At 64.4% G+C, this 20,853-nt stretch carries 20 protein-coding genes and 1 tRNA gene; 2 read left to right on the top strand and 19 right to left on the bottom strand.

All coding sequences use genetic code 11. The features are described from left to right. Positions 1 to 246: 246 nt before the first annotated feature. From QPK29_RS17180 to QPK29_RS17195, 4 genes are all read right to left on the bottom strand, one after another. Positions 247 to 1,290: a quinone-dependent dihydroorotate dehydrogenase gene (locus tag QPK29_RS17180; RefSeq protein WP_056136125.1), complete on the bottom strand. Its 1,044-nt coding sequence runs from the start codon at positions 1,288 to 1,290 to the stop codon at positions 247 to 249. A 67-nt stretch (positions 1,291 to 1,357) separates the two neighbouring features. Continuing rightward, the gene (locus QPK29_RS17185; protein WP_056136127.1) at positions 1,358 to 2,086 is read right to left on the bottom strand and encodes an arginyltransferase; all 729 of its coding nucleotides are present in this window, start codon (positions 2,084 to 2,086) and stop codon (positions 1,358 to 1,360) included. Between the two features lie 61 nt (positions 2,087 to 2,147). Then, positions 2,148 to 2,870, bottom strand: a complete 723-nt coding sequence (aat, locus tag QPK29_RS17190; protein WP_056136129.1) for a leucyl/phenylalanyl-tRNA--protein transferase — start codon at positions 2,868 to 2,870, stop codon at positions 2,148 to 2,150. Between the two features lie 14 nt (positions 2,871 to 2,884). After that, positions 2,885 to 3,469, bottom strand: coding sequence for an NUDIX hydrolase (locus tag QPK29_RS17195; RefSeq protein WP_056136131.1), 585 nt, complete (start codon positions 3,467 to 3,469; stop codon positions 2,885 to 2,887). Positions 3,470 to 3,641: 172 nt separating this feature from the next. On the opposite strand from QPK29_RS17195, the gene QPK29_RS17200 reads away from it, so the two are divergent. Further along, positions 3,642 to 3,718, top strand: a tRNA-Met gene (locus QPK29_RS17200). Between the two features lie 150 nt (positions 3,719 to 3,868). After that, positions 3,869 to 4,291, top strand: a complete 423-nt coding sequence (locus QPK29_RS17205; RefSeq protein ID WP_371770226.1) for a T6SS immunity protein Tdi1 domain-containing protein — start codon at positions 3,869 to 3,871, stop codon at positions 4,289 to 4,291. A gap of 3 nt (positions 4,292 to 4,294) precedes the next feature. On the opposite strand, the gene QPK29_RS17210 is transcribed toward QPK29_RS17205, so the two are convergent. From QPK29_RS17210 to QPK29_RS17280, 15 genes are all read right to left on the bottom strand, one after another. Continuing rightward, complete coding sequence (locus QPK29_RS17210) at positions 4,295 to 5,272, bottom strand: hypothetical protein (protein WP_371770225.1); 978 nt, start codon at positions 5,270 to 5,272, stop codon at positions 4,295 to 4,297. Between the two features lie 78 nt (positions 5,273 to 5,350). After that, on the bottom strand, positions 5,351 to 6,229 hold the full coding sequence (locus QPK29_RS17215; protein WP_371770224.1) for a DNA-3-methyladenine glycosylase family protein: 879 nt from the start codon (positions 6,227 to 6,229) through the stop codon (positions 5,351 to 5,353). Then, positions 6,226 to 7,134, bottom strand: coding sequence for a DMT family transporter (locus QPK29_RS17220; protein WP_371770223.1), 909 nt, complete (start codon positions 7,132 to 7,134; stop codon positions 6,226 to 6,228). The genes QPK29_RS17215 and QPK29_RS17220 overlap by 4 nt, the downstream gene beginning before the upstream one ends. A 174-nt stretch (positions 7,135 to 7,308) precedes the next feature. Next, complete coding sequence (locus QPK29_RS17225; protein ID WP_371770222.1) at positions 7,309 to 8,406, bottom strand: M48 family metalloprotease; 1,098 nt, start codon at positions 8,404 to 8,406, stop codon at positions 7,309 to 7,311. Between the two features lie 14 nt (positions 8,407 to 8,420). Then, entirely contained in the window at positions 8,421 to 8,870 is a 450-nt protein-coding gene (gene dut, locus QPK29_RS17230) for a dUTP diphosphatase (protein WP_056136142.1), read from the bottom strand. Positions 8,871 to 8,895: 25 nt separating this feature from the next. Continuing rightward, a complete protein-coding gene (gene coaBC, locus QPK29_RS17235; RefSeq protein ID WP_160409486.1) occupies positions 8,896 to 10,116 on the bottom strand; it encodes a bifunctional phosphopantothenoylcysteine decarboxylase/phosphopantothenate--cysteine ligase CoaBC in 1,221 nt (406 codons plus the stop codon). Positions 10,117 to 10,135: 19 nt separating this feature from the next. Then, on the bottom strand, positions 10,136 to 10,657 hold the full coding sequence (lspA, locus tag QPK29_RS17240) for a signal peptidase II (RefSeq protein ID WP_056136144.1): 522 nt from the start codon (positions 10,655 to 10,657) through the stop codon (positions 10,136 to 10,138). Positions 10,658 to 10,710: 53 nt separating this feature from the next. Next, positions 10,711 to 13,599: an isoleucine--tRNA ligase gene (gene ileS, locus QPK29_RS17245; RefSeq protein ID WP_371770221.1), complete on the bottom strand. Its 2,889-nt coding sequence runs from the start codon at positions 13,597 to 13,599 to the stop codon at positions 10,711 to 10,713. A gap of 92 nt (positions 13,600 to 13,691) precedes the next feature. Then, entirely contained in the window at positions 13,692 to 14,663 is a 972-nt protein-coding gene (locus tag QPK29_RS17250; RefSeq protein WP_371770220.1) for a bifunctional riboflavin kinase/FAD synthetase, read from the bottom strand. 164 nt (positions 14,664 to 14,827) lie between these two features. Next, positions 14,828 to 16,060 (bottom strand): tetratricopeptide repeat protein, encoded by a 1,233-nt coding sequence (locus QPK29_RS17255; protein WP_056136149.1) that lies wholly within the window; start codon positions 16,058 to 16,060, stop codon positions 14,828 to 14,830. Positions 16,061 to 16,129: 69 nt separating this feature from the next. Then, positions 16,130 to 16,561, bottom strand: a complete 432-nt coding sequence (locus QPK29_RS17260) for an ExbD/TolR family protein (protein ID WP_200948779.1) — start codon at positions 16,559 to 16,561, stop codon at positions 16,130 to 16,132. 81 nt (positions 16,562 to 16,642) lie between these two features. Further along, positions 16,643 to 17,071, bottom strand: coding sequence for an ExbD/TolR family protein (locus QPK29_RS17265; RefSeq protein ID WP_371767846.1), 429 nt, complete (start codon positions 17,069 to 17,071; stop codon positions 16,643 to 16,645). A 3-nt stretch (positions 17,072 to 17,074) separates the two neighbouring features. Further along, positions 17,075 to 18,007, bottom strand: coding sequence for a MotA/TolQ/ExbB proton channel family protein (locus QPK29_RS17270; protein ID WP_200948780.1), 933 nt, complete (start codon positions 18,005 to 18,007; stop codon positions 17,075 to 17,077). A gap of 84 nt (positions 18,008 to 18,091) precedes the next feature. After that, positions 18,092 to 18,754, bottom strand: coding sequence for an energy transducer TonB (locus QPK29_RS17275; RefSeq protein WP_056136155.1), 663 nt, complete (start codon positions 18,752 to 18,754; stop codon positions 18,092 to 18,094). A 570-nt stretch (positions 18,755 to 19,324) separates the two neighbouring features. Next, a complete protein-coding gene (locus QPK29_RS17280) occupies positions 19,325 to 20,851 on the bottom strand; it encodes a SpoVR family protein (protein ID WP_025511494.1) in 1,527 nt (508 codons plus the stop codon). Positions 20,852 to 20,853 lie beyond the last annotated feature (2 nt).

Here is a 20,853-nt window from a genome sequence, read left to right on the forward strand (position 1 = left end):
CGTCATTCCCGCGCAGGCGGGAATCCAGGCAGAGCCAGCATATCGACTCAGTATGTCCGGCTGTAGCGGATTAAAAACAGCCGCTATATAAAACAACGTCATTCCCGCGCAGGCGGGAATCCAGGCAGAGCCAGCATATCGACTCAGTATGGATTCCCGCTTCCGCGGGAATGACGGTTTATGGGCTAATCCTCATACTTGGGTCCCCGCTTCCGCGGGGACGACGTGCCGGGGCAAACGCTCTTGTCAGCGTTGCGCGCGCAACGCGTCCGCGCACTCGCGCACGAGCGCGGGTCCGCGGTAGATCAGGCCGCTGTACAACTGCACGAGCTGGGCGCCCGCATCGATCTTGGCCTTCGCATCGCGTCCGCTCAGGATGCCGCCCACGCCGATGATCGGCACGGCGTTGCCGACTTCCGCCTTCAGCGCACGGATCACGATGGTCGACTGTTCGAACACGGGCGCGCCCGACAGGCCGCCCTGTTCGGCCGAATGGCGCATGCCTTCCACGTCGCGGCGGGCCAGCGTGGTGTTGGTCGCGATCACACCGTCGATGCCGTGGCGAACGAGGGCGCCGCCGATGTTGCGGATCTGATCGCCATCGACGTCCGGTGCGATCTTCAGCGCCAGCGGCACGTAGTGGCCGTACTTGTCGGCCAGGCGCGACTGTTCTTCCTTCAGCTGCGACAGCAGGGCATCTAGTTCGGACGCGCCCTGCAACTGGCGCAGGTTCTTCGTGTTCGGCGACGAGATGTTGACGGTGACATAGCTGGCGTACGGATACACCTTCTGCAGGCATGCGACGTAATCGTCGGCCGCGCGCTCGATGGGCGTGTCGGCGTTCTTGCCGATGTTCAGGCCCAGCACGCCCTGGCGTTCCTGGTAGAAGCGCGACGCCTGGACGTTGGCGACGAAGGCGTCGACGCCGCCGTTGTTGAAGCCCATGCGGTTGATGATGCCGCGCGCGGCCGGCAGGCGGAACATGCGCGGGCGCGGGTTGCCGGGCTGGGCGCGCGGCGTCACGGTGCCGATCTCGATGGAGCCGAAGCCGAGCGCGGCCAGGCCGTCGATGTAGGCGCCGTCCTTGTCCAGGCCGGCGGCCAGGCCGACCGGGTTCGGGAACGTGATGCCCATGACCGTGCGCGGATCGGGCTTCGGTTTGCGGACAATGCCCGTCAACCCCAGCGCGGCGGCGCGGCGCAGGGCGGGGAGCGTGACGTTGTGGGCCGTTTCGGGGTCGAGGGAGAACAGCAGCGGGCGGGCGAGGGCGTACAGGAGTTTATCGGACATGGTCGGCTATCGAGAATTCGCGACATTTTACCTTGTGTGGCAGCAATACCGCATGTCCTTCGGGGCTTCAACGATCCAGAACACCCCATACACCGTCAATACGGGCTTCCAGCGGCCTGAAATTGATCTTGTAAGCCATCTTCGGGCTCTGCTCGATCCAGTAACCGAGGTAGACGTAGGGCAGGCCCAGTTCGCGTGCCTGGCCGATCTGCCACATCACGTTGTACGTGCCGAACGACGCGCCGGCCACGTCCGGGTCGAAGAACGTGTAGACGGACGACAGGCCGTCCGACAGCACGTCGATGATCGACACCATGCGCAAGGTCCCGTCGGGCTCGCGGAACTCCACGAGGCGCGTGTTGACGCGGCTCTGCAGCAGGAATTGCGCGTACTGGTCGCGGCTGTCCTGGTCCATGCCGCCGCCCACGTGGCGCGTGGTCTGGTAGCGCAGGTACAGCGCATAGTGCTCGTCGGAGAACGACAGGTTGGCCACCATCGCCGTCAGGTCCTCGTGGCGCTTCCATGCGCGCCGCTGGCTGCGGTTGGGTGTGAAGCGCTCGGCGGCGACGCGCACCGGGATGCAGGCCCGGCAGCCGTCGCAATAGGGACGGTAGGTGAAGATGCCGCTGCGGCGGAAACCGTTGCGCACGAGTTCCGAATACACGTCCGCATTGATCAGGTGCGACGGCGTGGCGACCTGCGAGCGGGCCTGGCGTGCGTCGAGGTAGCTGCAAGGATACGGTGCCGTCGTATAGAACTGCAGCGTGGAAAATGGCAGATCATTCAGGTGCGTCATGCAAAGCTCTCGGAACGACGTGTGTTGAACCCATTGTAGCCAAAGACGGCGCCGCGCACCGTTAGGTCGTCAACGGTGGCGCGACTTCCCAACGTTCGATCGGCGGTTCCTGGATCGCCTGGCGCAGGTGCTGCAGGAAATCCCGGCGCGGGATCGGCACCGCGCCCAGCGAGGCCAGGTGGCCCGTCTCCTGCTGGCAGTCGACCATGTTCACGCCGTGGCTGCGCAGGAAGGCGACGAGGTACGCGAGCGCGACCTTCGACGCATCCGACACGCGCGCGAACATCGATTCGCCATAGAACATGCGGCCGATGCACACGCCATAGGCGCCGCCGACCAGTTCGCCGTCCAGCCAGACCTCGGACGAGTGCGCATACCCCATGCGGTGCAGGCCCGTGTAGCCGGCGATGATGTCTTCCGAGATCCACGTGCCCGGCCCGTCCTTGCGGGGCGCGGCGCACGCACGCATCACCGCTTCGAACGCGCCGTCGAAGCGCACGACCCATGGCCCGCCGGCCTGGCGGCTGCGCTCTATCCTGCGCAGTGTTTTTTTCAGGCTGTCGCTGACCTTGAAACGCTCGGTGTACAGCACCATGCGCGGGTCGGTGCTCCACCAGAGGATCGGCTGGCCCTCCGAAAACCAGGGGAAGATGCCGTTCCGGTACGCCTGCAGCAGGCGTTGCGGCGAGAGGTCCGCGCCGGCCGCGAGCAGGCCCGGCGCGTCGGTCGTCAACGCTTCGGACACGTCGGGGAACGGCGTATGGGCCTCGAGCCAGGGAATCATCGTCGTACGCCCTGTCAGTCGGGTTGGACGGGCGCCCGCATCGGACCCGCGATGTCGCGGGTGTGGAATCCATAGGTGCCGCCGGCCTCGCGCATCTGCGCGCGGTCGGCGAAGAACAGTTCGAGCGTCGTGCGGATCGTGGGGAAGGCCAGGTCGCTCCACGGGATCTCGGCTTCGCTGAACAATTGCACGTCCAGGCTTTCGATGCCCGGTGCAAAATCGAGGTCGACGAGGCGCGCCAGGTAGAACATATGAACCTGGTGCACGTGCACGACATTCAGCAGCGTGAACAGGTTGCCCAGTTCGATGTTGGCGCCCGCTTCCTCTTCCGTCTCGCGCGCGGCGGCCGCGCTCGTGGTCTCGCCGTTCTCCATGAAACCGGCCGGCAGCGTCCAGTAGCCGTAGCGCGGCTCGATGGCGCGCTTGCACAGCAGGACCTTGAGTTCGCCGTCCTGTTCCCACACGGGGATCGAGCCGATCACCATCTTCGGGTTCTGGTAGTGGATCGTGCCGCAATGGGTGCACACGTAACGCGGACGGTTGTCGCCTTCGGGGATGGCCACCGTGACCGGGTGGGCGCACTCGGAGCAGAATTTCATAGGAAGCAGATAAATTAAGTTGCCCTTACTTTACCACTGTATTGGGAGCGACTGGGCCGCAATCCGCCCGCGATGCGCCCCTCGGCGGAGGCGGCTTATGCTGCGATCCGGGCGAGCCGGAGAACTTCGATTGCCTAAAGTGTGGAAGGTGCGTATAATACGAATCATCAGACGCGGGGTGGAGCAGTCTGGCAGCTCGTCGGGCTCATAACCCGAAGGTCACAGGTTCAAATCCTGTCCCCGCAACCAGATTCCAAAGCCGCTGATCCTGTTCCGGATCAGCGGCTTTTTCGTTTTGGATTGCCTGCTCGACCCGTCTCAACGATTCCCGTCATTCCCGCAACGCCCGCCGCCCGGCCCGGTCGAAACCTCCGTGTGCGTTGAAAGCGGAGCCAACGAATGATTACTGTGGAAGACATCAACGAGGCGTGGGGCTGGACCGGCCTGAACGCCGTCGAGGTGCTGGGCGAGAACGCCTTCGGCAATCTGATCGTCAGCGACGAGGACGGCATGTACTGGCGCCTGTCGCCGCAAGACCTGCGCTGCGTACCGGTGGCCGAGGACCGCGCCGCCCTCGACGCCCTCTCGTACAACCAGGAATTCCTCGACGGCTGGTACATGCCCGAACAGGTGCGCCTGGCCGAGACGACCCTGGGCCCGCTGACGGCCGGGCGCAAGTATTGTCTGAAGATACCCCGTGCGCTGGGCGGACACTACGGGCGTGACAACCTGGCCATGGTGCCCCTGCCCGAACTGATCCGGTTCGCGGGCGAGGGCGCGCAGCAGTTCGACGGGCTGCCGCGCTGGCAGGACTGTCACTAGCACCTAGAATCGCCGCAGCAGGCCGACCTGGAACAGGTCGCGGTCATTCGTCTTGCGGAACGTCTTGATGCGGTTGAAGTTGACGATGGCGCGCGTGCGCGCGGACAGCGCGCGCTCGGCCTGGAAACTGATCAGCAGATTCGTGGCCGTGCGATTGCCGTCGCGCCGGTTCGCGGCGAAATAGGGGCCGAGGCCGGCGCTCATCGAGAAGCGCGGCGTCACGGGCTGCTCGTACCACAGCTGCGCCGCGGCCCCGCGCCGGTCGACCCGCGCGCCATCGTCGCCTTCGAACAGGAATTTGGTGCCGATGCCCCAGCGGTCCGCATACCGCCTGGCCTCGATCACACCCGCGTGCGCGCCATGCGTACCGGACATGTTCGTGATCGACGTGCCGAACGTGCCGCCGATCCACAGATGCCCGTCCGGCACCACGTCGGGCGCCGGCTCGGCCGGGCCGAACTGGCGTCCCACGCCGAGCACGAGCGCGTCCGACCGGTGCACATGGCGCATGGCCACATGGTTGTAGCCGAGACGCAGATGGGTGCCGGGCGGCCCGGGCACGGCGAGGCGCAGGCCGGCGCTGAGGAGCACGCCGAGGCGGGCGTCGTCGATCTGGCGGCCGGCGATCTCCGTCGTGTTCATGCTGAGATACGGTCCCGCGCCCAGCTCGCCCGTCCACGCGTGGGAAAAGCGGTGGGCGGCCAGCCATTGCAGCGCGAACCCGTCGCGGTGGTTGTTGTCCGGATGGCCTTCGTTGTAATGGACGAAGTCGATCCGCATGGCACCCTGCTCGCGTCCGGCGCGGACTTCGAACGTGCGTCCGCGCATCCACTGGTAGTCGGTCGCGTTGCCGCCGTAGATGCGGCCGTTGCCGAATGCCAGCGACAGATAGGCGCCGCGGTCGTCGGGATCCAGGGTGCCGGCGTGGGCCAGGGCGGCGTGGACCAGCAGCACCGCCGCCATGCATGTCCGTGGTTTCATGATGCGCTCCGCTTGTGTCAGGCTACGAGCAGTCTGGACAAGCGGAGCGGCCGCGCCTTGTGGCGGCACAAAGCGGCGTCAGCCGGTGGGCTGGTTCAGGCTGGCCCAGAGGTAGGCCGCGGCCATCGTGCGGTGCGGGCGGTAGGCTTCGAGAAACGCTTCGGCCTCGCGCATGCCGGGCCGCGCGCCGCCCGTCAGCCGGCCGATCGCGTTGCGCACGGCCACGTCGCCGTGCAGCGAGCAATCCGCGTAGCCCCAGCCGCGCAGCAGCGCATAGTTGACGGTCCACGGGCCGATGCCCTTGACCGCGAGCAGGCGCTCGCTCACGCCGGCCGGGTCGTCGGTGCGGTCCAGCGGCAGCGTGCCGTCGGCCACGAGACGGGCGAAGCGCAGCAGCGTCTCCGCCTTTGCGCCGGAAAATTTTCGACTGGTCAGTTGCTCGATGTCGAGACCGGCCACGTCGGCCGCTTCCGGATAACACCAGAGGCCGCTCGAATGCGCGCGTCCCGCGAGGCCGATGAACGTGCGGCGCAGGGAAATGGCGAACGGCAGGTTGATCTGCTGGCCGATGATGGCCCACGTCAGCGCCTCGAACACGGTGGCGGACTGGATCACGCGCAGGCCCGGCTGGCGCGCGACGACGGGGCCGAACAATGGATCGTCGCGCACCGCATCCTCGAACGGCGCGGGGTCGATGCGCAGGCCCAGCATGTTCACGAGGGCGTCCTGGACCGCGGCCTCCGAGGCGGTGCCGTCGCTGTCGACGCTGCACTCGGCGCGGTCCGCGTGCAGCGTGATGTCGAGCAGCGTCGGCACGCCGTCCAGCAGCACGCCCTTGCGGATGCGTCCCGCCTGCGCATCGACGACTTCGGCCAGCGCATCGGCATCGCGGCCGTGGAACGTGTACGCGTCCGCGTGGCGATAGCCGGCCGGCAGCGGGATCGCGTGGCGGCTCATTTGCTGCTCATGTTGGTGGACACCGGCACGGGCGCGGCGCGGCCGAAGCGTGGGACAAAACCCGTGACGAACGCGGTGCCGACCAGCGTGATGGCCGAGCCCGCGATCGTGTACCAGCCGATCGCCTCGCCGAGGAACAGCGCGCCCCACAGGATGCCGAAGACGGGGCTCAGGAACGTGACGGTCAGGGCGGACGTCGTGCCGACATCCTCGATCAATTTGAAATACAGGATGTACGCGATGCCGCTGCACAGCACGCCCAGTGCGATCACGGCGCCGACGATGCCCACCGTCGGTGCGCCGGCGGGCGGGAACAGGGGCAGGGCGGGCAGCACCATCAGCGCGGACGTCCACATCGTGCCGTGCGCGTTGGCGAACGGCTCCACGCTTTTCGCCGTGCGCGCATACAGGCTCGCGACGCTGTAGCTCAACGCGGCCACCAGCGCGGCGGCGACGGCGATACCGGCGCCGGGGCGGCTCGTCGCGTGGTCGAAGCCGACGAGCAGCGCGACGCCGACGGTGCCCAGCACGAGGCCCAGCGCCGTGCGTGCGCGGATCGGCTGGCGTCCCCACACGGCGCCGAGCAGCGCGCCCCACATCGGCGCGGTGGCGTTCAGCACGGCCAGCACGGACGCCGGCAAGGTGCGCGCCGCGAACGCGAACAGCAGGAACGGGAAGGCGGAGTTGAAGAAGCCGAGGATGAAGTAATGCTTCCAGTGCGCGCGCATGTCGAGGCGCTTCCTGAGGACGACGCCGACGATGGCGAGGAACAGCGCCGCGAACAGCACGCGGAATTCGATGAGCACCGCGGGGCCGAGCGTCGGCGCGCTGATGCGCATGAAGAGGAAGGAGCCGCCCCAGATGGAGGCAAGCACGATGAGGCGCAGCAGGTTGGCAGTGTTCATGGTTCCCGGGATGGTAGGCGCAGGGGCTTTCCCTGCCGCCCCGTTTCTTGCGCTTGAATTGCGCGACGGGGGCAGGGAATCGGTAATGATACAAAAAGGCCGGGAACCCTGCCGGAGCGCCATGAAAAAGGGCCGCAACCGCGGCCCTTGTCGATCATGCGTCTCCGCGTTCGCTCACGGCACGAGCGGCTTCTTCGCGGCCCGTTTCGCCTTGACGTCCGCGATCGCTTTCTCCACCGCGGACAAGCGCTGCGGCAGCGCCGGATGATTCGCCGTATAGCCGTTCAACACGCTGGGCGGATAGCTCTCGGCCAGGCGGTTCCAGAACGCGGGCGCGTCCTTGACGTCGTAGCCGGCGCGCGCAGCCAGGTAGATGCCGAGGCGGTCGGCGGCGGCGTCCGCGTCGGCCGGCATGGCCTTGATGCCGCCGCTGCCGATCAGCATCGACGTGTCGGGCGTGATGCTTTTCAGGTTGTCGATGATGCTGCCGATCGTCGCGCTGTTGCGTTGCGAGGACGGGTGGCCCAGCATGTTGTGCGCCATCGTCTTGGCCAGCACGAAGGCCAGTTCGTCGTCGTCGCGCGTGAAGTTGATCATGCCGCGCGTGACGAGTACGCGGCTGCCGTCGCCGTACGCGTTGACGTTGTCCGCGTTGCCCAGTTCGATCGCGAAGGCGCAGGCGCGGGTGACGGGAATGGTCAGCTGGCGCTCGCTGCGGCGGCGCTCGATCGTCATCGGCAGGCTCGCCTGCGATGCCAGGATCTTGCCGAACATCGCGCCCGCCTGGGACAGCGCATGCTCGCCGGCCGGCAGCGGCTTGCCGGCGGCGGCGAGCAGCACGTCGCCCTCCTGCAAGCCGGCGCGCGCGGCGCCGCTGCCGGCCAGCACGTCGGTCACCTGCAGGCGTTCGTCCATGCCGAAGGCGACGTGCGCGGCTTCGTTGTATTCGCCCGGATAGGACCAGCGGTTCTTCGCCGTGAAGCCGAGGAGGTTGCGCGCCTGGCCCTTGCACAATTCGGCGTTATGGATCAGCAGGGGCGCCGCGACCTTGTACAGGCGCTCCTGCAGGGCCGCCATCTTCGTCAGGGTGTCGGCGGCGGCAGACATCTGCGGGCTCAGGGCCGGGGCTTCGACGGGGCGTTCGGTGACGCGCGGCGTGGCCGACGGTTGACGCGGTGCCTGCGTGGCGCAGGCCGACAGCAGCAGGGCTGCGGTGATGCCCAGCGCGGTCGTCCTGAAACCCGCAGGGCGCTGACGAAGATGTCCGGTCATGTGCTCCTCATAGTTTATTGTTTGCCGGTGGAGCCGAATCCTCCGGCGCCCCGGTCGCTCGTTGCGAAATCCTCCACGACGTTGAAGCCCACCTGCATGACAGGCACCACGATCAGCTGCGCCAGGCGGTCCATCGGCTGCAGGGTGAAGGTGGCCTGGCCGCGATTCCAGGTCGAGACCATCAGCTGGCCCTGGTAATCGGAGTCGATCAAGCCTACCAGATTACCCAGAACAATGCCGTTCTTATGGCCGAGTCCACTACGGGGCAGGATCATCGCCGCATAGCCCGGATCGCCGATGTGGATGGCGAGGCCGGTCGGCACCAGCACGGTCTGGCCGGGCTCGACGGTCATGGGCGCCTCGATGCAGGCGCGCAGGTCGAGGCCGGCGCTGCCGGCGGTGGCGTAGGCCGGCAGGAAGTCCTTCATGCGCGGGTCGATGATTTTCAGGTCGATATTCTTCATGGAGTGCTTGGTGAGTACGGGTGAATCAGGCCAGCAGCGAACGCTGTTCCAGGCGCTTGGCAATTTCGGAAACGAGCTGGCGCGCCAGTTCCAGCTTGGTCGCGCGCGGGAGCACCGTGTGGCCGCTTTCGTCGAACAGCACGATCGCATTCTCATCCTGCCCGAATGTCTGCGGGCCGATATTGCCCACGAGCAGAGGAATGCCTTTTTTCTCGCGTTTGACGGCGCCGTATTCGATCAGGTTTTCCGATTCGGCCGCGAAGCCGACGCAATACGGCCAGCCGTTCAGCGACGTGGTCGCGGCGACGGTCGCGAGGATGTCCGGGTTCTGCGCGAAGTGCAGCTGCGGGGCGTCGCCGCTGCCGTCCTTCTTGATCTTCTGGGCGCTGGCGTTGTCCACGCGCCAGTCGGCGACGGCCGCCACGCCCACGAAGATGTGCTGGCCGGAGACGGCGGCCATGACGGCGTCCAGCATCTGGCGCGCGCTCTGCACGTCGATGCGGCGCACGCCATGCGGCGTGGGCAGCGACGTCGGTCCGGAGACGAGCGTGACGTCCGCGCCGGCCTCGCGCGCGGCGCGCGCGATCGCATAGCCCATCTTCCCGGACGACAGGTTCGTGATGCCGCGCACGGGATCGATCGCTTCATACGTCGGACCGGCCGTGATCAGCACGCGCTTGCCCGCCAGGAGCTTCGGCTGGAACGACGCGACGAGTTCTTCGAGCAGTTCGTCCGGTTCGAGCATGCGGCCCATGCCCGTCTCGCCGCAGGCCTGCGAACCGGCGGCCGGGCCGAGGATGCAGACGCCGTCGTCGCGCAGCTGCGCGACGTTGCGCTGCGTGGGCGCCTTTTCCCACATCTCGACGTTCATCGCCGGCGCGACGAGCAGCGGCACGTGGTGCGGGCGCGCGAGGCACAGCGTCGACAGCAGGTCGTCGGTGGCGCCGTGCGCGAGCTTGAACAGGAAGTCGGCCGAGCAGGGCGCGACGAGGATGGCGTCGGCATCGCGCGTGAGGTCGATGTGCGCCATGTTGTTGGGGATGCGGCCATCCCACTGGTCCGTGAAAACGCCGCGGCCGGACAGCGCCTGCATCGTCACGGTGCCGATGAAATGGGTGGCCGCTTCGGTCATCACGACCTGCACGTGCGCGCCCTGCCTGGTGAGGGCGCGGCACAGTTCCGCGGCCTTGTAGCAGGCCACGCCGCCGGACAGGCCGAGGACGATCTTCTTGCCCTTCAGGTCCATGCTCATGGTTCCTCCGTGCTCAGTGTTTGTTCACGCGGCGCAGTTCATCGATGATGAACAGGAAGGCGCCGATCGTGATCGCGGTATCCGCGATGTTAAAGGCCGGGAAGTGGCCGACGCCGCGCCAGTAAAAGTCGAGGAAGTCGATCACGTGGCCGTAGGCGACGCGGTCGACGAGGTTGCCGAGGGCGCCGCCCATGATCAGCGCGAGGGCCCAGCAGAACATGCGCTGGCCCGCGTGCTTGCGCAGCAGGTAGATGATGAAGCCGACGGCCGCGATGGCGATGCCGGCGAACAGGTAGCGCTGCCAGCCGCCCTGGTCGGACAGGAAGCTGAATGCGGCGCCCTTGTTATACGCGAGGACCAGGTTGAAGAAGCCGGTGATGGGCTTCTCTTCGCCGTGCATGAAGGTGCGCGTGATGGTGATCTTGCTGATCTGGTCGAGCAGGATGACGATGAAGGCGATGCCGAGCCACGGGGTCAGGCTGCCGCCCGAGCGCGACGAGACGGCGGAGAATGTTGGTTTTTTTTTGCTGGCCATGTCGATGGTCGTAAAGGTAAAACCCCGGGCACGCGGCCCGGGGCGCTGGTACATCAGGCGAAGCGGCGCTGTTCCCCGCTGCCGAACAGGTTGCTCGTGCAGCGGCCGCACAGGCCCGGATGCGCGTGGTCATGGCCCACGTCGCGGCGGTAGTGCCAGCAGCGCTCGCACTTGGCGGCGTCGGACGGCGTCACGCCGACGGCTTCCTTCGCAGCGTCGGCGACCTGTTCGACGGTCGCCTGCGACGTGATGAACACGAACTTCAGGTCGTCGTCCAGGCTGGCCAGCGTCGCGTACTTGTCGCCGGCCGCCTTGAGCGCCAGTTCCGCCTGCAGCGACGAGCCGATCGCGCCGGATGCACGCACTTCTTCCAGCTGCTTGGTCACGTCGGCACGGACGGCGCGCAGCAGCGCGTACTTGTCCAGCAGCGCGGTGCCGTCCGCGATCGCCGGGAAGGTCCACAAGGTCTGGGTGAAGATGGTTTCGTCGCTGTCCTTGTAGGCCTGCTCGCCGGCGAACACGGCCCACGCTTCCTCCGCGGTGAACGACAGGATCGGCGCCATGATGCGCAGCAGCGCGTGCGCGATGTGCCACAGCGCCGTCTGCGCGGAGCGGCGCGCGTGCGAGTTCACGCCCGTCGTGTACAGGCGGTCCTTCAGGATGTCGAGGTAGAAGCCGCCCAGGTCTTCCGAGCAGAAGTTCTGCAGGCGCGCGACGACCGGGTGGAATTCGTAGCGTTCGAAATGCTTCGCCACGTCATCCTGCAGGCGCGCCGTCTCGGCCAGCGCGTAGCGGTCGATCTCGAGCAGCTCGGCCACCGGCACGGCGTTCTTGACCGGATCGAAGTCCGACGTGTTCGCGAGCAGGAAGCGCAGCGTGTTGCGGATGCGGCGATATGCCTCCGTCACGCGCTTCAGGATCTCTTCGGACAGCGCCAGTTCGCCCGTATAGTCGGTCGACGCGACCCACAGGCGCAGGATGTCGGCGCCCAGCGTGTCGCTGATCTTTTGCGGCGACAGCACGTTGCCGAGCGATTTCGACATCTTGCGGCCATGCTCGTCCACGGTGAAGCCGTGCGTGAGCAGCGCCTTGTACGGCGGACGGCCGTTCAGCATCGACGACGTCAGCAGCGACGAGTGGAACCAGCCGCGGTGCTGGTCCGAGCCTTCGAGGTACAGGTCGGCCGGGAAGTGCGACTGCGCCGCGTGCGAGCCGCGCAGCACGGTCTGGTGCGTCGTGCCCGAGTCGAACCACACGTCCAGCGTGTCGCGGTTCTTTTCGTACAGCGCGGCTTCCTCGCCCAGCAGGTCGCGCGGGTCGAGCTTGTGCCAGGCGTCGATGCCGCCCTGCTCGATCAGCCTGGCCACCTGCTCCAGCAGTTCCGGCGTGCGCGGATGCAGGTCGCCCGTCTCCTTGTGCAGGAAGAAGGCCATCGGGACGCCCCACTGGCGCTGGCGCGACAGGGTCCAGTCCGGACGGTTGGCGATCATGCCCTGCAGGCGCGCCTGGCCCCAGTCGGGGAAGAACTGCGTCTCGGCGATGCCGGCCAGCGCGGATTCGCGCAGCGTGGGGCCGCCGTCCTTCGGCTTGACGTCCATGCCGGCGAACCACTGGCTCGTCGCGCGGTAGACGATCGGGGTCTTGTGGCGCCAGCAGTGCATGTAGCTGTGGTCGAACATCTTCAGTTCGAACAGCGCGCCGGCTTCGGAGAGCGCATTGCAGATCGGCTTCGATGCTTCCCAGATCGTCATGCCGCCGAACAGCGGCAAGGTGCTCGCGAAGCGGCCGTCGCCCATCACGGGCTTCAGGATCTCGTCGTCCTTCATGCCATGCGCCTTGCACGACTGGAAGTCTTCCAGGCCGTAGGCCGGTGCCGAGTGGACGACACCGGTGCCGCTGTCGGTCGTCACGTAGTCGGCCAGGTAGACGGGCGACGTGCGGTCGTAGAACGGATCGGCCGCGTGCAGCGGGTGCTTGAAGCGGAGGCCACCCAGCTTGTCGCCGGTCGTCGTGGCGACGATCTCGCCTTCCAGTTTATAGCGCTGCAGGACGCTTTCGGCCAGGTCCTTCGCGACGATCAGCAGGACCGGTGCGCCGTTGCGGTCAGCCTTGACGAGTGCGTACGTCACTTCCGGATGCACGTTCAGCGCCTGGTTCGACGGGATCGTCCACGGGGTCGTGGTCCAGATCACGATGAAACCGTCGCCCGCGGGCAGCGCGTCCAGGCCGAACGCCTGCGCGACCTTGTCCGGTTCCGCGAACGGGAAGCCGACGTCGATCGCGGGGTCGCGCTTGTCCTGGTATTCCACTTCCGCCTCGGCCAGCGCCGAGCCGCAGTCGAAGCACCAGTTCACGGGCTTCAGGCCGCGGTACACATAACCCTTGTCGAGCATCGTGCCGAGGGCGCGCAGTTCGTCGGCCTCGTTACTGAAGTTCATCGTCAGGTACGGGTTGTCCCACTCGCCCAGCACGCCCAGGCGGATGAAGCCGGCGCGCTGGCGGTCGACCTGCTCGAGCGCATAGGCGCGTGCCTTTTGCAGCACCTCGGCCGTCGGCAGGTTCTTGCCGAACTGTTTTTCGATCTGGATCTCGATCGGCATGCCATGGCAGTCCCAGCCCGGCACGTACGGCGCGTCGAAGCCGGCGATGGTGCGCGATTTGACGACCATGTCCTTGAGGATCTTGTTGACGGAGTGGCCCAGGTGGATGTCGCCATTCGCGTACGGCGGACCGTCGTGCAGGACGAATCGAGGACGGCCGGCGGCCGCCTTGCGGACGCGTTCGTAGATCTTCTTGTCCTGCCATTGCTTGACCCAGCCCGGCTCGCGCTTGGCGAGGTCGCCGCGCATCGGGAAGGGGGTGTCGGTCATGTTGACCGGGTATTTGCTCTCCGGCTTCTTGTTGCCTTGTTGGCCTTTTTGGCCTTGCTTGGTATCGGACATGGTGATTTCTAAAGTGGACTGCTGTTATTCGTGATGACGGGACGGCCGCTGTTACGCCGTCCTTGGGGTCGTCGGGACTGCAAAAGTCCCGGTCAAATTCGGTCGGTGGCCGTGAGGGCGCCGGCGCGCTGGGCGAACCAGGCGCGTGCCTGCTGGGCGTCGCGCTCGATGGCGACCGTCAGTGTGGGGAGGTCGACGTATTTTTCTTCGTCGCGCAGCTTGGTGAGGAATTCCACACGCACGAGCTTGCCGTAGCAGGGCTGGTTCCAGTCGAAGACATGGACTTCCAGCAGCATGCGGCCCGCGTCCTCGACGGTCGGGCGCACGCCGAGGCTGGCGACGGCCGGCAGCGGCTGGTCGGCCAGGCCGTGCACCTGCACGACGAAGATGCCGGCCAGGGCAGGGCGGTGGGCGACGCGCAGGTTCAAGGTGGGGAAGCCCAAAGTGCGGCCCAGTTTCTGGCCGTGGATCACGTGGCCGGACATCGAATACGGGTGGCCCAGCAGGGCGCGCGTGGCGTCGAAATCGGCGGCCGCGAGCGCGGCGCGCACGGCGGAGGACGAGATCCGGGTCGAGTCGTGCAGCACGGCCGGCAGGCTGTGCACTTCGAAGCCGTAGCGCTGGCCGGCTTCGGCCAGCAAGGCGACGTTGCCGGCGCGGCGGGCGCCGTAGCAAAAGTCGTCGCCGACCATCAGCCATTTCACGTGCAGGCCGTCGACCAGCACGCGCTGCGTGAATTCGTCCGGCGACATCGAGGCGAAGTGCTCGTTGAAGTGTTCGACGATGACGCGGTCGACGCCGGCGTGTTCCAGCGATTCCAGCTTGTCGCGCAGGTTGGCGATGCGGGCCGGCGCCTTCGACAAGTCGCCGCTGCGCTGCGCAAAATATTCGCGGGGATGGGGCTCGAACGTCATCACGGCGGCTTCCAGGCCGAGCTTGCGGGCGCTCGCGGTCACGTGAGCCAACAGCGCCTGGTGCCCGCGGTGGACACCGTCGAAGTTGCCGATCGTGAGCGCGCAGGGCGCGCGTGCCCTGTCGTTGGGAAGTCCGCGAAATACCTTCATTGGATGGTTCGTGCTTCTAGGCGAAATACCAGATTATACGGCAAAGGGCATGTTGCACAGCGCAACGCCTTTGCCGCGACGGATGAGCTAGCGTTGCCCCCAATAAAAAAAGCGCAGCCTGCATGACGCAGACTGCGCTTTTTGTCCAGCCCGGGGCAGGGAGATCAGCCGGAGATCGGCTTGTTGATCGCCATGATGAAGTAACGGGCCACTTCCGCCGTGCCATCGGTACCGCGGACGGCCTTGAGCGTGCTGATGGCTTGCGACTTCTTGCCGGCGACGGCATAGGCTTCGCCCAGGTGCAGCTTGACGTCTTCCGGATGCTTCAGGTCCTTGGCTTTCGACGCTTCTTCCAGCATCTTCAGGCCCTTGTCGGCCTGGCCGGACTGGACCAGGGCGTAACCCAGCGATGCCAGGCCGTCGTTGTCGCTGTCCTTGATCAGCTGCGCTTCGGTGGCGGCCAGGGTCTTGTTCTGGTCGGCCAGGGTCTTCTCGGCCAGGTCCTTCAGGCGCTGGTGACGTGCGGCGTCCGGGCCGGTGCCCAGTGCGCCCGCCTTGTAGCCTTTGTCGATGACCTTCAGGGCTTCAGCCGGTGCGCCGGCCTGCAGCACGAGCTGGGCCATTTCCATGTACTCGCTCGGCTTCTTCAGCAGGCCGTTGGCCAGCTTCAGGCGGTAGATGTCCACCGAGAGGCGGCCCGAGAAACCCGGCTTGGTCTGCACGCGGTTCAGCAGGTCGGTCCAGTACTGGGCCTTCGGATAGTTGGCAGCCAGTTTCTCGATGGTGTTGACGTAGCCGGCCTTGTCGTTCTTCTTGAGCTGGATGTTGGCCAGCATGCCCAGCTGGTCTTCGCTCAGGCGGCCGCTCTTCTCGGCCGTGCGCAGTTCATTCTCCAGTGCCTGGATGTTGCCCTGCTTGTAATAATTCTGCATCAGGTAGGCGCGCAGCTTCGGATCGTCGCGCTCCTTCAGCTGGCGTTCGATGGCGGCGTTGGCCTTGCCCAGGTCGCCCGCGCGCATGTAGATGCCGATCAGGCCTTCCGAGAACTGGGCTTTTTCGGTCGCGTTCAGCTTGCCGGAACCGATCAGGTATTCGAAGGACTTGGCGGCCGTGTCGTAATCGCCGGCGGCCGAAGCTGCACCGGCACGGGTGCGTTCGATCAGGTAGGTTTCGTTGGCCGACTTGCCACCGACCTTGTCGAGGTCGCGCAGCTTGGCCAGGGCTTCCTTATTTTTGCCCGACTTCATCAGCTGCGCGGCTTCCTGCAGCGGTTTGCCGATTTCGGGACGGAGGACCTCCGCGGCGTAGACCGGGGCCAGGCCGACCACCGGAGCGGCGGCGGTGAATCCGAGGGCGGCCACTACGAGGCCGAGGTGTGCGAGGCGGAATTTAGCCATTATCGAAATTCTCTCATTCAAAATAGACACGGCAGGGAAACCCTGCCGTGTTCATTATAGCCAAAGCGATTACTGGAACTGTTCGTTACCGACCATACCGATCTTGGTGACACCAAGACGCTGGGCCGATGCCATCACACCGGCGACAACCTTGTACTCGACCAGCTTGTTCGGACGCAGGTGCACTTCCGGCTGATCAGCTTGGGCTGCCACATTGGCCAGCTTCGCTTCCAGGGTGGCACGATCCGGGACGGGCTGGTTGTCCCAGAGGACGGTACCGTCGAAGTCCACGTCGATCGTGATCACTACCGGTTCCTTGGTCGGCGGCGGCGGGTTGCCAACCGGCATGTTCAAGTTAACCGAATGGTTTTGCTTTGGAATGGTGATGATCATCATGATGATCAGCACCAGCATGACGTCGATCAGCGGCGTCATGTTCATTTCCATCATCGGTTCCGGATCTGCTCCTTTAGCTCCGGACGAACCAACGTTCATACCCATGGTGTTTCCTTTCAAATCTTGGGAAACCAGCGTGACAGCGGTCGAAGCCGCGATCACGCTGGCGGGTTGCGTCCTGGTGGATCAGCCCTTATCAGGCGGTTCGGTGATGAAACCGACCTTCTGAATCCCGGCACGCTGGGCCGTGTACAACACCTTGCCGATGAATTCGTAGCGCGTTTGCTGGTCGCCACGAATCTTCACTTCCGGCTGAGGCACTTTCACCGATTCCTTGGCCAGGAAATCGAACAGTTCGTCGGTGTTGGCCAGGTGCTTCTGGTTCCAGTACATCTCGCCATCTTTGTTGACGACGATGTTCACGTCTTCCGGCGTGGTTTTGACAACCTGGTTGGTCTCGATCGGCAGGTTAATCTTCTGCAGGTGGAGGACAACCGGGCTGGTGATCAGGAAGATGATCAGGAGAACCAGCATCACGTCCACGAGGGGCGTGGTGTTGATCTCTGACATCACTGCATCTTCATCTCCGCTATCGGAGCCAACACTCATGCCCATGGTTTAGCCAACCTTTTTAGCAGCGGCGCCCTGTGCACGTGCGGCTTCCGAGGTGTGCATTGCGCCCGAGATCAGGACCGAGTGCACGTCTGCGCTGAACGAACGGACATCTTCCATTGCGGTCTTGTTGCGACGGACCAGCCAGTTGTAGCCCAGAACGGCCGGAACTGCAACGAACAGACCGAATGCGGTCATGATCAGTGCTTCACCCACCGGACCTGCCACTTTGTCGATCGACGCGTTACCGGTCATACCGATGTTGGTCAGTGCGTTGTAGATACCCCAGACGGTACCGAACAGACCGATGAACGGCGAGGTCGAGCCGACGGTTGCCAGGAACGACAGGCCATCCTGCAGGCGCGACTGGACTTTGTCCACGGCGCGCTGGATCTGCATGGTCACCCAGGTCGACAGGTCGATCTGCTCGAGCAGGGCGCCGTCGTGGTGCTGGGTTGCCTTGGTGCCGGTTTCAGCGATGAAGCGGAACGGCGAGCCTTCGGTCAGTTGAGCCGAGCCGGCAGCGATCGACGGTGCTTTCCAGAACTTCTGGTTGGTTTCCTTCGACTGCTTGAAGATCTTCATCTGGTCCAGCAGCTTGGTGACGATGATGTACCAGGAACCCATCGACATGATGGCCAGGATGATCAGGGTCATACGCGAGACGACGCCGCCTTCCCACACAGCCTGGATACCGAACGGGTTCTCGACTTCTTCTTTCTTGGCTTCGCCGCCAGCTGCCGGAGCCGCTGCCGGTGCCGAAGCGGCAGCGTCGGCTGCCGGTGCTGCTGCGTCAGCCGCCGGTGCCGCTGCCGGTGCGCTCGCTGCTGCCGAGGCCGGAGCGTCGGCGAAGGCCGGAGCGGACACCAGTGCCGATGCCGCAGTGACCGAGAACAGGAGAGCCGCTACGGTAGCGGACAAACGGGTATTCTTAAACATGCTTCCTCCAAAAATTTAAAATGAACAGTTCGCTGAACTAATAACAACGAAAATCATGCTTTTGAGACGATACGCTGTCTCTGGTTATTCCAGCGTCCAGACGTACTGAACCGGCTGCCAGGACTCGATGGCCTGGCCGTTCTCAGTTGCCGGCTTGAACCGGCACTTGCCCAGTGCCACCTGAGCAGCCTTATCCAGGTCGCGGAAGCCGCTGGACTTCGTGACCTTGGAATCCTTCACACCACCGTCCGAACCAATCAGGAACGAGATGGTCGATACACCCGTTTCTTCGTTACGCAGCGACGACTTCGGATATTCCGGCTTCGAGCACGTATTGAAGTCTGCGACTGCCGGGGTGCGGGCCGGGCCGGCCGGCTTGGCTACCGGTGCCGGTGTCGGAGGCGCCGGCGGTGCCTTCACGATCTCGTTCGTCGCCGGTTTTGCCTGCGTCGTGTTAGCGATCACATTCTGCTGCGGCGGCGGGGTTTGCACTTGCACTTCCACCGGCGGGATGAACGGCGGAGGCGGCGCCTTCATTTCCGGCGGCGGCGGCGGGGGCGGCGTCTCCGGAGGTGGCGGCGGTTTTACGTCTTCAATGATCTTGGTCTCCACTGCCTCGGCCATCTTGCTGACCATCCGTTTGCCGAGACCGGTGACGATCCCGTAAGCAACGACCAGGTGCAAGACGATGACAACGGCGATACCAGTCAAATTCTTCCCGGGGTTCTTCTCATGCGAAAAATTCATCCTGCTTTCTCCAATACCAACCTTTTTTTGTTGCTACTAAACCCACAAAACACGACAAAAAGCTAAGAGCCGCATCCGGGACATCGGCGAATTATACCTACGAATTCTTTTTTGCACATACATTTTTACACCCTTAAAGAGCGCCTATTTGTCTGTAAAAACAGGCAAAGAAAGTGATCAATAAAGAACGGTCGCGGGTATGCCGATGGAGGTGGAAGTTAGTTGTTTTGCAATGTCGAGCGGACCCCTTTCATAATGTGTGGAAGATAAGGCTGCCGCCCCCAAAACGCCGAATTTTCCATGTCTATTTTGCAGATCAGCAAATATCATAAGAAAGAATCATGGCGTTTCTGCCAACTATATCGAAGTTCCGAGTGAGAGGGCGTACTGTTGAAGCGGTTTTGACCCTGAATAAAAGGGGCCAGTCATAACAAGTCCTTATGTCGATACAGGCACTTGATATGGCTCATTTACCACGTCAGATGTTAGTTGAACTACATCACAAGGGGAAGATGGTGTCAACAGGATGGAAGAAAAAAATGCCCGCGCCGAGTAGCGCGGGCCGGAAGGTCAGTAACGCGCACGCTTCTCGCGACGGCACTCCAGGCTGCTCACGACACGCCCGGATGGGTCAACGGTCTCGAGGCGCACATCGAAGCCCCACAGCCGTGCGACGTGCTTCAGGACCTCATGCGCCTGCTGGTTCAGGGGGCGGCGCTGGAACTGGGTGTGACGCAGCGTGAGCGCGCGGTCGTCCCGGGTGTTGACTTGCCAGACCTGGATGTTCGGCTCGCGGTTACCGATATTATATTGATCGGCAAGCTGCTGGCGGACGTAGCGGTATCCGGCCTCGTCGTGGATGGCCGAAATCGTCAGCTTGTCGCTGCGGTCGTCGTCCAGCACGGCGAAGAAGTGGAATTCCCGGATCAGCTTGGGCGACAGGTACTGGGCGATGAAGCTCTCGTCCTTGAAATTGCGCATCGCAAAGTCGAGCGTCTTGAGCCAGTCGCTGCCCGCGATGTCCGGGAACCAGGCCTTGTCCTCATCCGTCGGCTCTTCGCAGATGCGTTTGATGTCCGTCATCATCGCAAACCCGAGGGCATACGGATTAATGCCATTGTAATAGGGGCTCGTGGCCGGCGGCTGGTAGACGACGTTCGTATGGCTCTGCAGGAATTCCAGCATGAACCCGTCGCCGACGATCCCTTCTTTATAGAGCTCCTGCAGGATCGTGTAGTGCCAGAAGGTCGCCCAGCCTTCGTTCATGACCTGGGTCTGGCGCTGCGGATAGAAATACTGCGAGATCTTGCGCGTGATCCGTACGAGTTCGCGCTGCCAGGGTTCGAGCAGCGGGGCGTACTTCTCGATAAAGTAGAGCAGGTTTTCCTCGGGCTCGGGCGGGAAGCGCGGCGGCGGCTGGTCCTTGATCTGTTCCTCGCGCCGCGGCAAGGTGCGCCACAGCTCGTTGACCTGCGACTGCATGTATTCCTCGCGCTCTTTCTGGCGCGCCGCTTCCTGAGCGACCGACAGCTTGGCCGGCCGTTTGTACCGGTCCACGCCATAGTTCTGGATCGCGTGGCAGGAATCGAGCAATTCCTCGACGGCGTCGATGCCATGCCGCTGTTCGCACTCGGCAATATAGTTCTTCGCAAAGACCATGTAATCGACGATGGCGTCGGCATCGGTCCAGGTCCGGAACAGATAATTGCCTTTAAAGAAGGAATTGTGGCCGTAGGCCGCGTGCGCGATCACGAGCGCCTGCATCGTCAGGCTGTTTTCCTCCATCAGATAGGCGATGCATGGATTCGAGTTGATGACGATTTCGTAGGCGAGGCCCATCTGGCCCCGTTTGTAACTCTTTTCCGTCGTCAGGAAATGCTTGCCGAACGACCAGTGGTTGTACGAGACGGGCATGCCGACGGACGTGTACGCGTCCATCATCTGTTCGGCCGTGATGATCTCGAGCTGGTTGGGATAGGTGTCCAGGCCGAACTTCCTGGCCACCCGGCGGATTTCCTCGTGCGCCTGTTCGATCAGGTCGAACGTCCATTCCGACTGTTCGGGCAGGGCGCGCGGGTTGTTGGGATCTCTTGGCATAG

Origin of the sequence: Massilia orientalis (genome assembly GCF_030411975.2) — a bacterium.
Classification (GTDB): Bacteria; Pseudomonadota; Gammaproteobacteria; order Burkholderiales; family Burkholderiaceae_D; genus Telluria; species Telluria orientalis.

Bases quoted from the DNA above. Each gene is read 5' to 3' on its own strand.
- QPK29_RS17250 (WP_371770220.1), bottom strand. From the start codon at position 14,663: ATGAAGGTATTTCGCGGACTTCCCAACGACAGGGCACGCGCGCCCTGC.
- QPK29_RS17280 (WP_025511494.1), bottom strand. From the start codon at position 20,851: ATGCCAAGAGATCCCAACAACCCGCGCGCCCTGCCCGAACAGTCGGAA.
- QPK29_RS17275 (WP_056136155.1), bottom strand. From the start codon at position 18,754: ATGAATTTTTCGCATGAGAAGAACCCCGGGAAGAATTTGACTGGTATC.
- QPK29_RS17225 (WP_371770222.1), bottom strand. From the start codon at position 8,406: ATGACCGGACATCTTCGTCAGCGCCCTGCGGGTTTCAGGACGACCGCG.
- coaBC (WP_160409486.1), bottom strand. From the start codon at position 10,116: ATGGACCTGAAGGGCAAGAAGATCGTCCTCGGCCTGTCCGGCGGCGTG.
- QPK29_RS17265 (WP_371767846.1), bottom strand. From the start codon at position 17,071: ATGGGCATGAGTGTTGGCTCCGATAGCGGAGATGAAGATGCAGTGATG.
- aat (WP_056136129.1), bottom strand. From the start codon at position 2,870: ATGATTCCCTGGCTCGAGGCCCATACGCCGTTCCCCGACGTGTCCGAA.
- lspA (WP_056136144.1), bottom strand. From the start codon at position 10,657: ATGGCCAGCAAAAAAAAACCAACATTCTCCGCCGTCTCGTCGCGCTCG.
- QPK29_RS17255 (WP_056136149.1), bottom strand. From the start codon at position 16,060: ATGGCTAAATTCCGCCTCGCACACCTCGGCCTCGTAGTGGCCGCCCTC.
- QPK29_RS17210 (WP_371770225.1), bottom strand. From the start codon at position 5,272: ATGAAACCACGGACATGCATGGCGGCGGTGCTGCTGGTCCACGCCGCC.
- QPK29_RS17205 (WP_371770226.1), top strand. From the start codon at position 3,869: ATGATTACTGTGGAAGACATCAACGAGGCGTGGGGCTGGACCGGCCTG.
- QPK29_RS17260 (WP_200948779.1), bottom strand. From the start codon at position 16,561: ATGGGTATGAACGTTGGTTCGTCCGGAGCTAAAGGAGCAGATCCGGAA.
- QPK29_RS17270 (WP_200948780.1), bottom strand. From the start codon at position 18,007: ATGTTTAAGAATACCCGTTTGTCCGCTACCGTAGCGGCTCTCCTGTTC.
- dut (WP_056136142.1), bottom strand. From the start codon at position 8,870: ATGAAGAATATCGACCTGAAAATCATCGACCCGCGCATGAAGGACTTC.
- QPK29_RS17185 (WP_056136127.1), bottom strand. From the start codon at position 2,086: ATGACGCACCTGAATGATCTGCCATTTTCCACGCTGCAGTTCTATACG.
- ileS (WP_371770221.1), bottom strand. From the start codon at position 13,599: ATGTCCGATACCAAGCAAGGCCAAAAAGGCCAACAAGGCAACAAGAAG.
- QPK29_RS17180 (WP_056136125.1), bottom strand. From the start codon at position 1,290: ATGTCCGATAAACTCCTGTACGCCCTCGCCCGCCCGCTGCTGTTCTCC.
- QPK29_RS17220 (WP_371770223.1), bottom strand. From the start codon at position 7,134: ATGAACACTGCCAACCTGCTGCGCCTCATCGTGCTTGCCTCCATCTGG.
- QPK29_RS17215 (WP_371770224.1), bottom strand. From the start codon at position 6,229: ATGAGCCGCCACGCGATCCCGCTGCCGGCCGGCTATCGCCACGCGGAC.
- QPK29_RS17195 (WP_056136131.1), bottom strand. From the start codon at position 3,469: ATGAAATTCTGCTCCGAGTGCGCCCACCCGGTCACGGTGGCCATCCCC.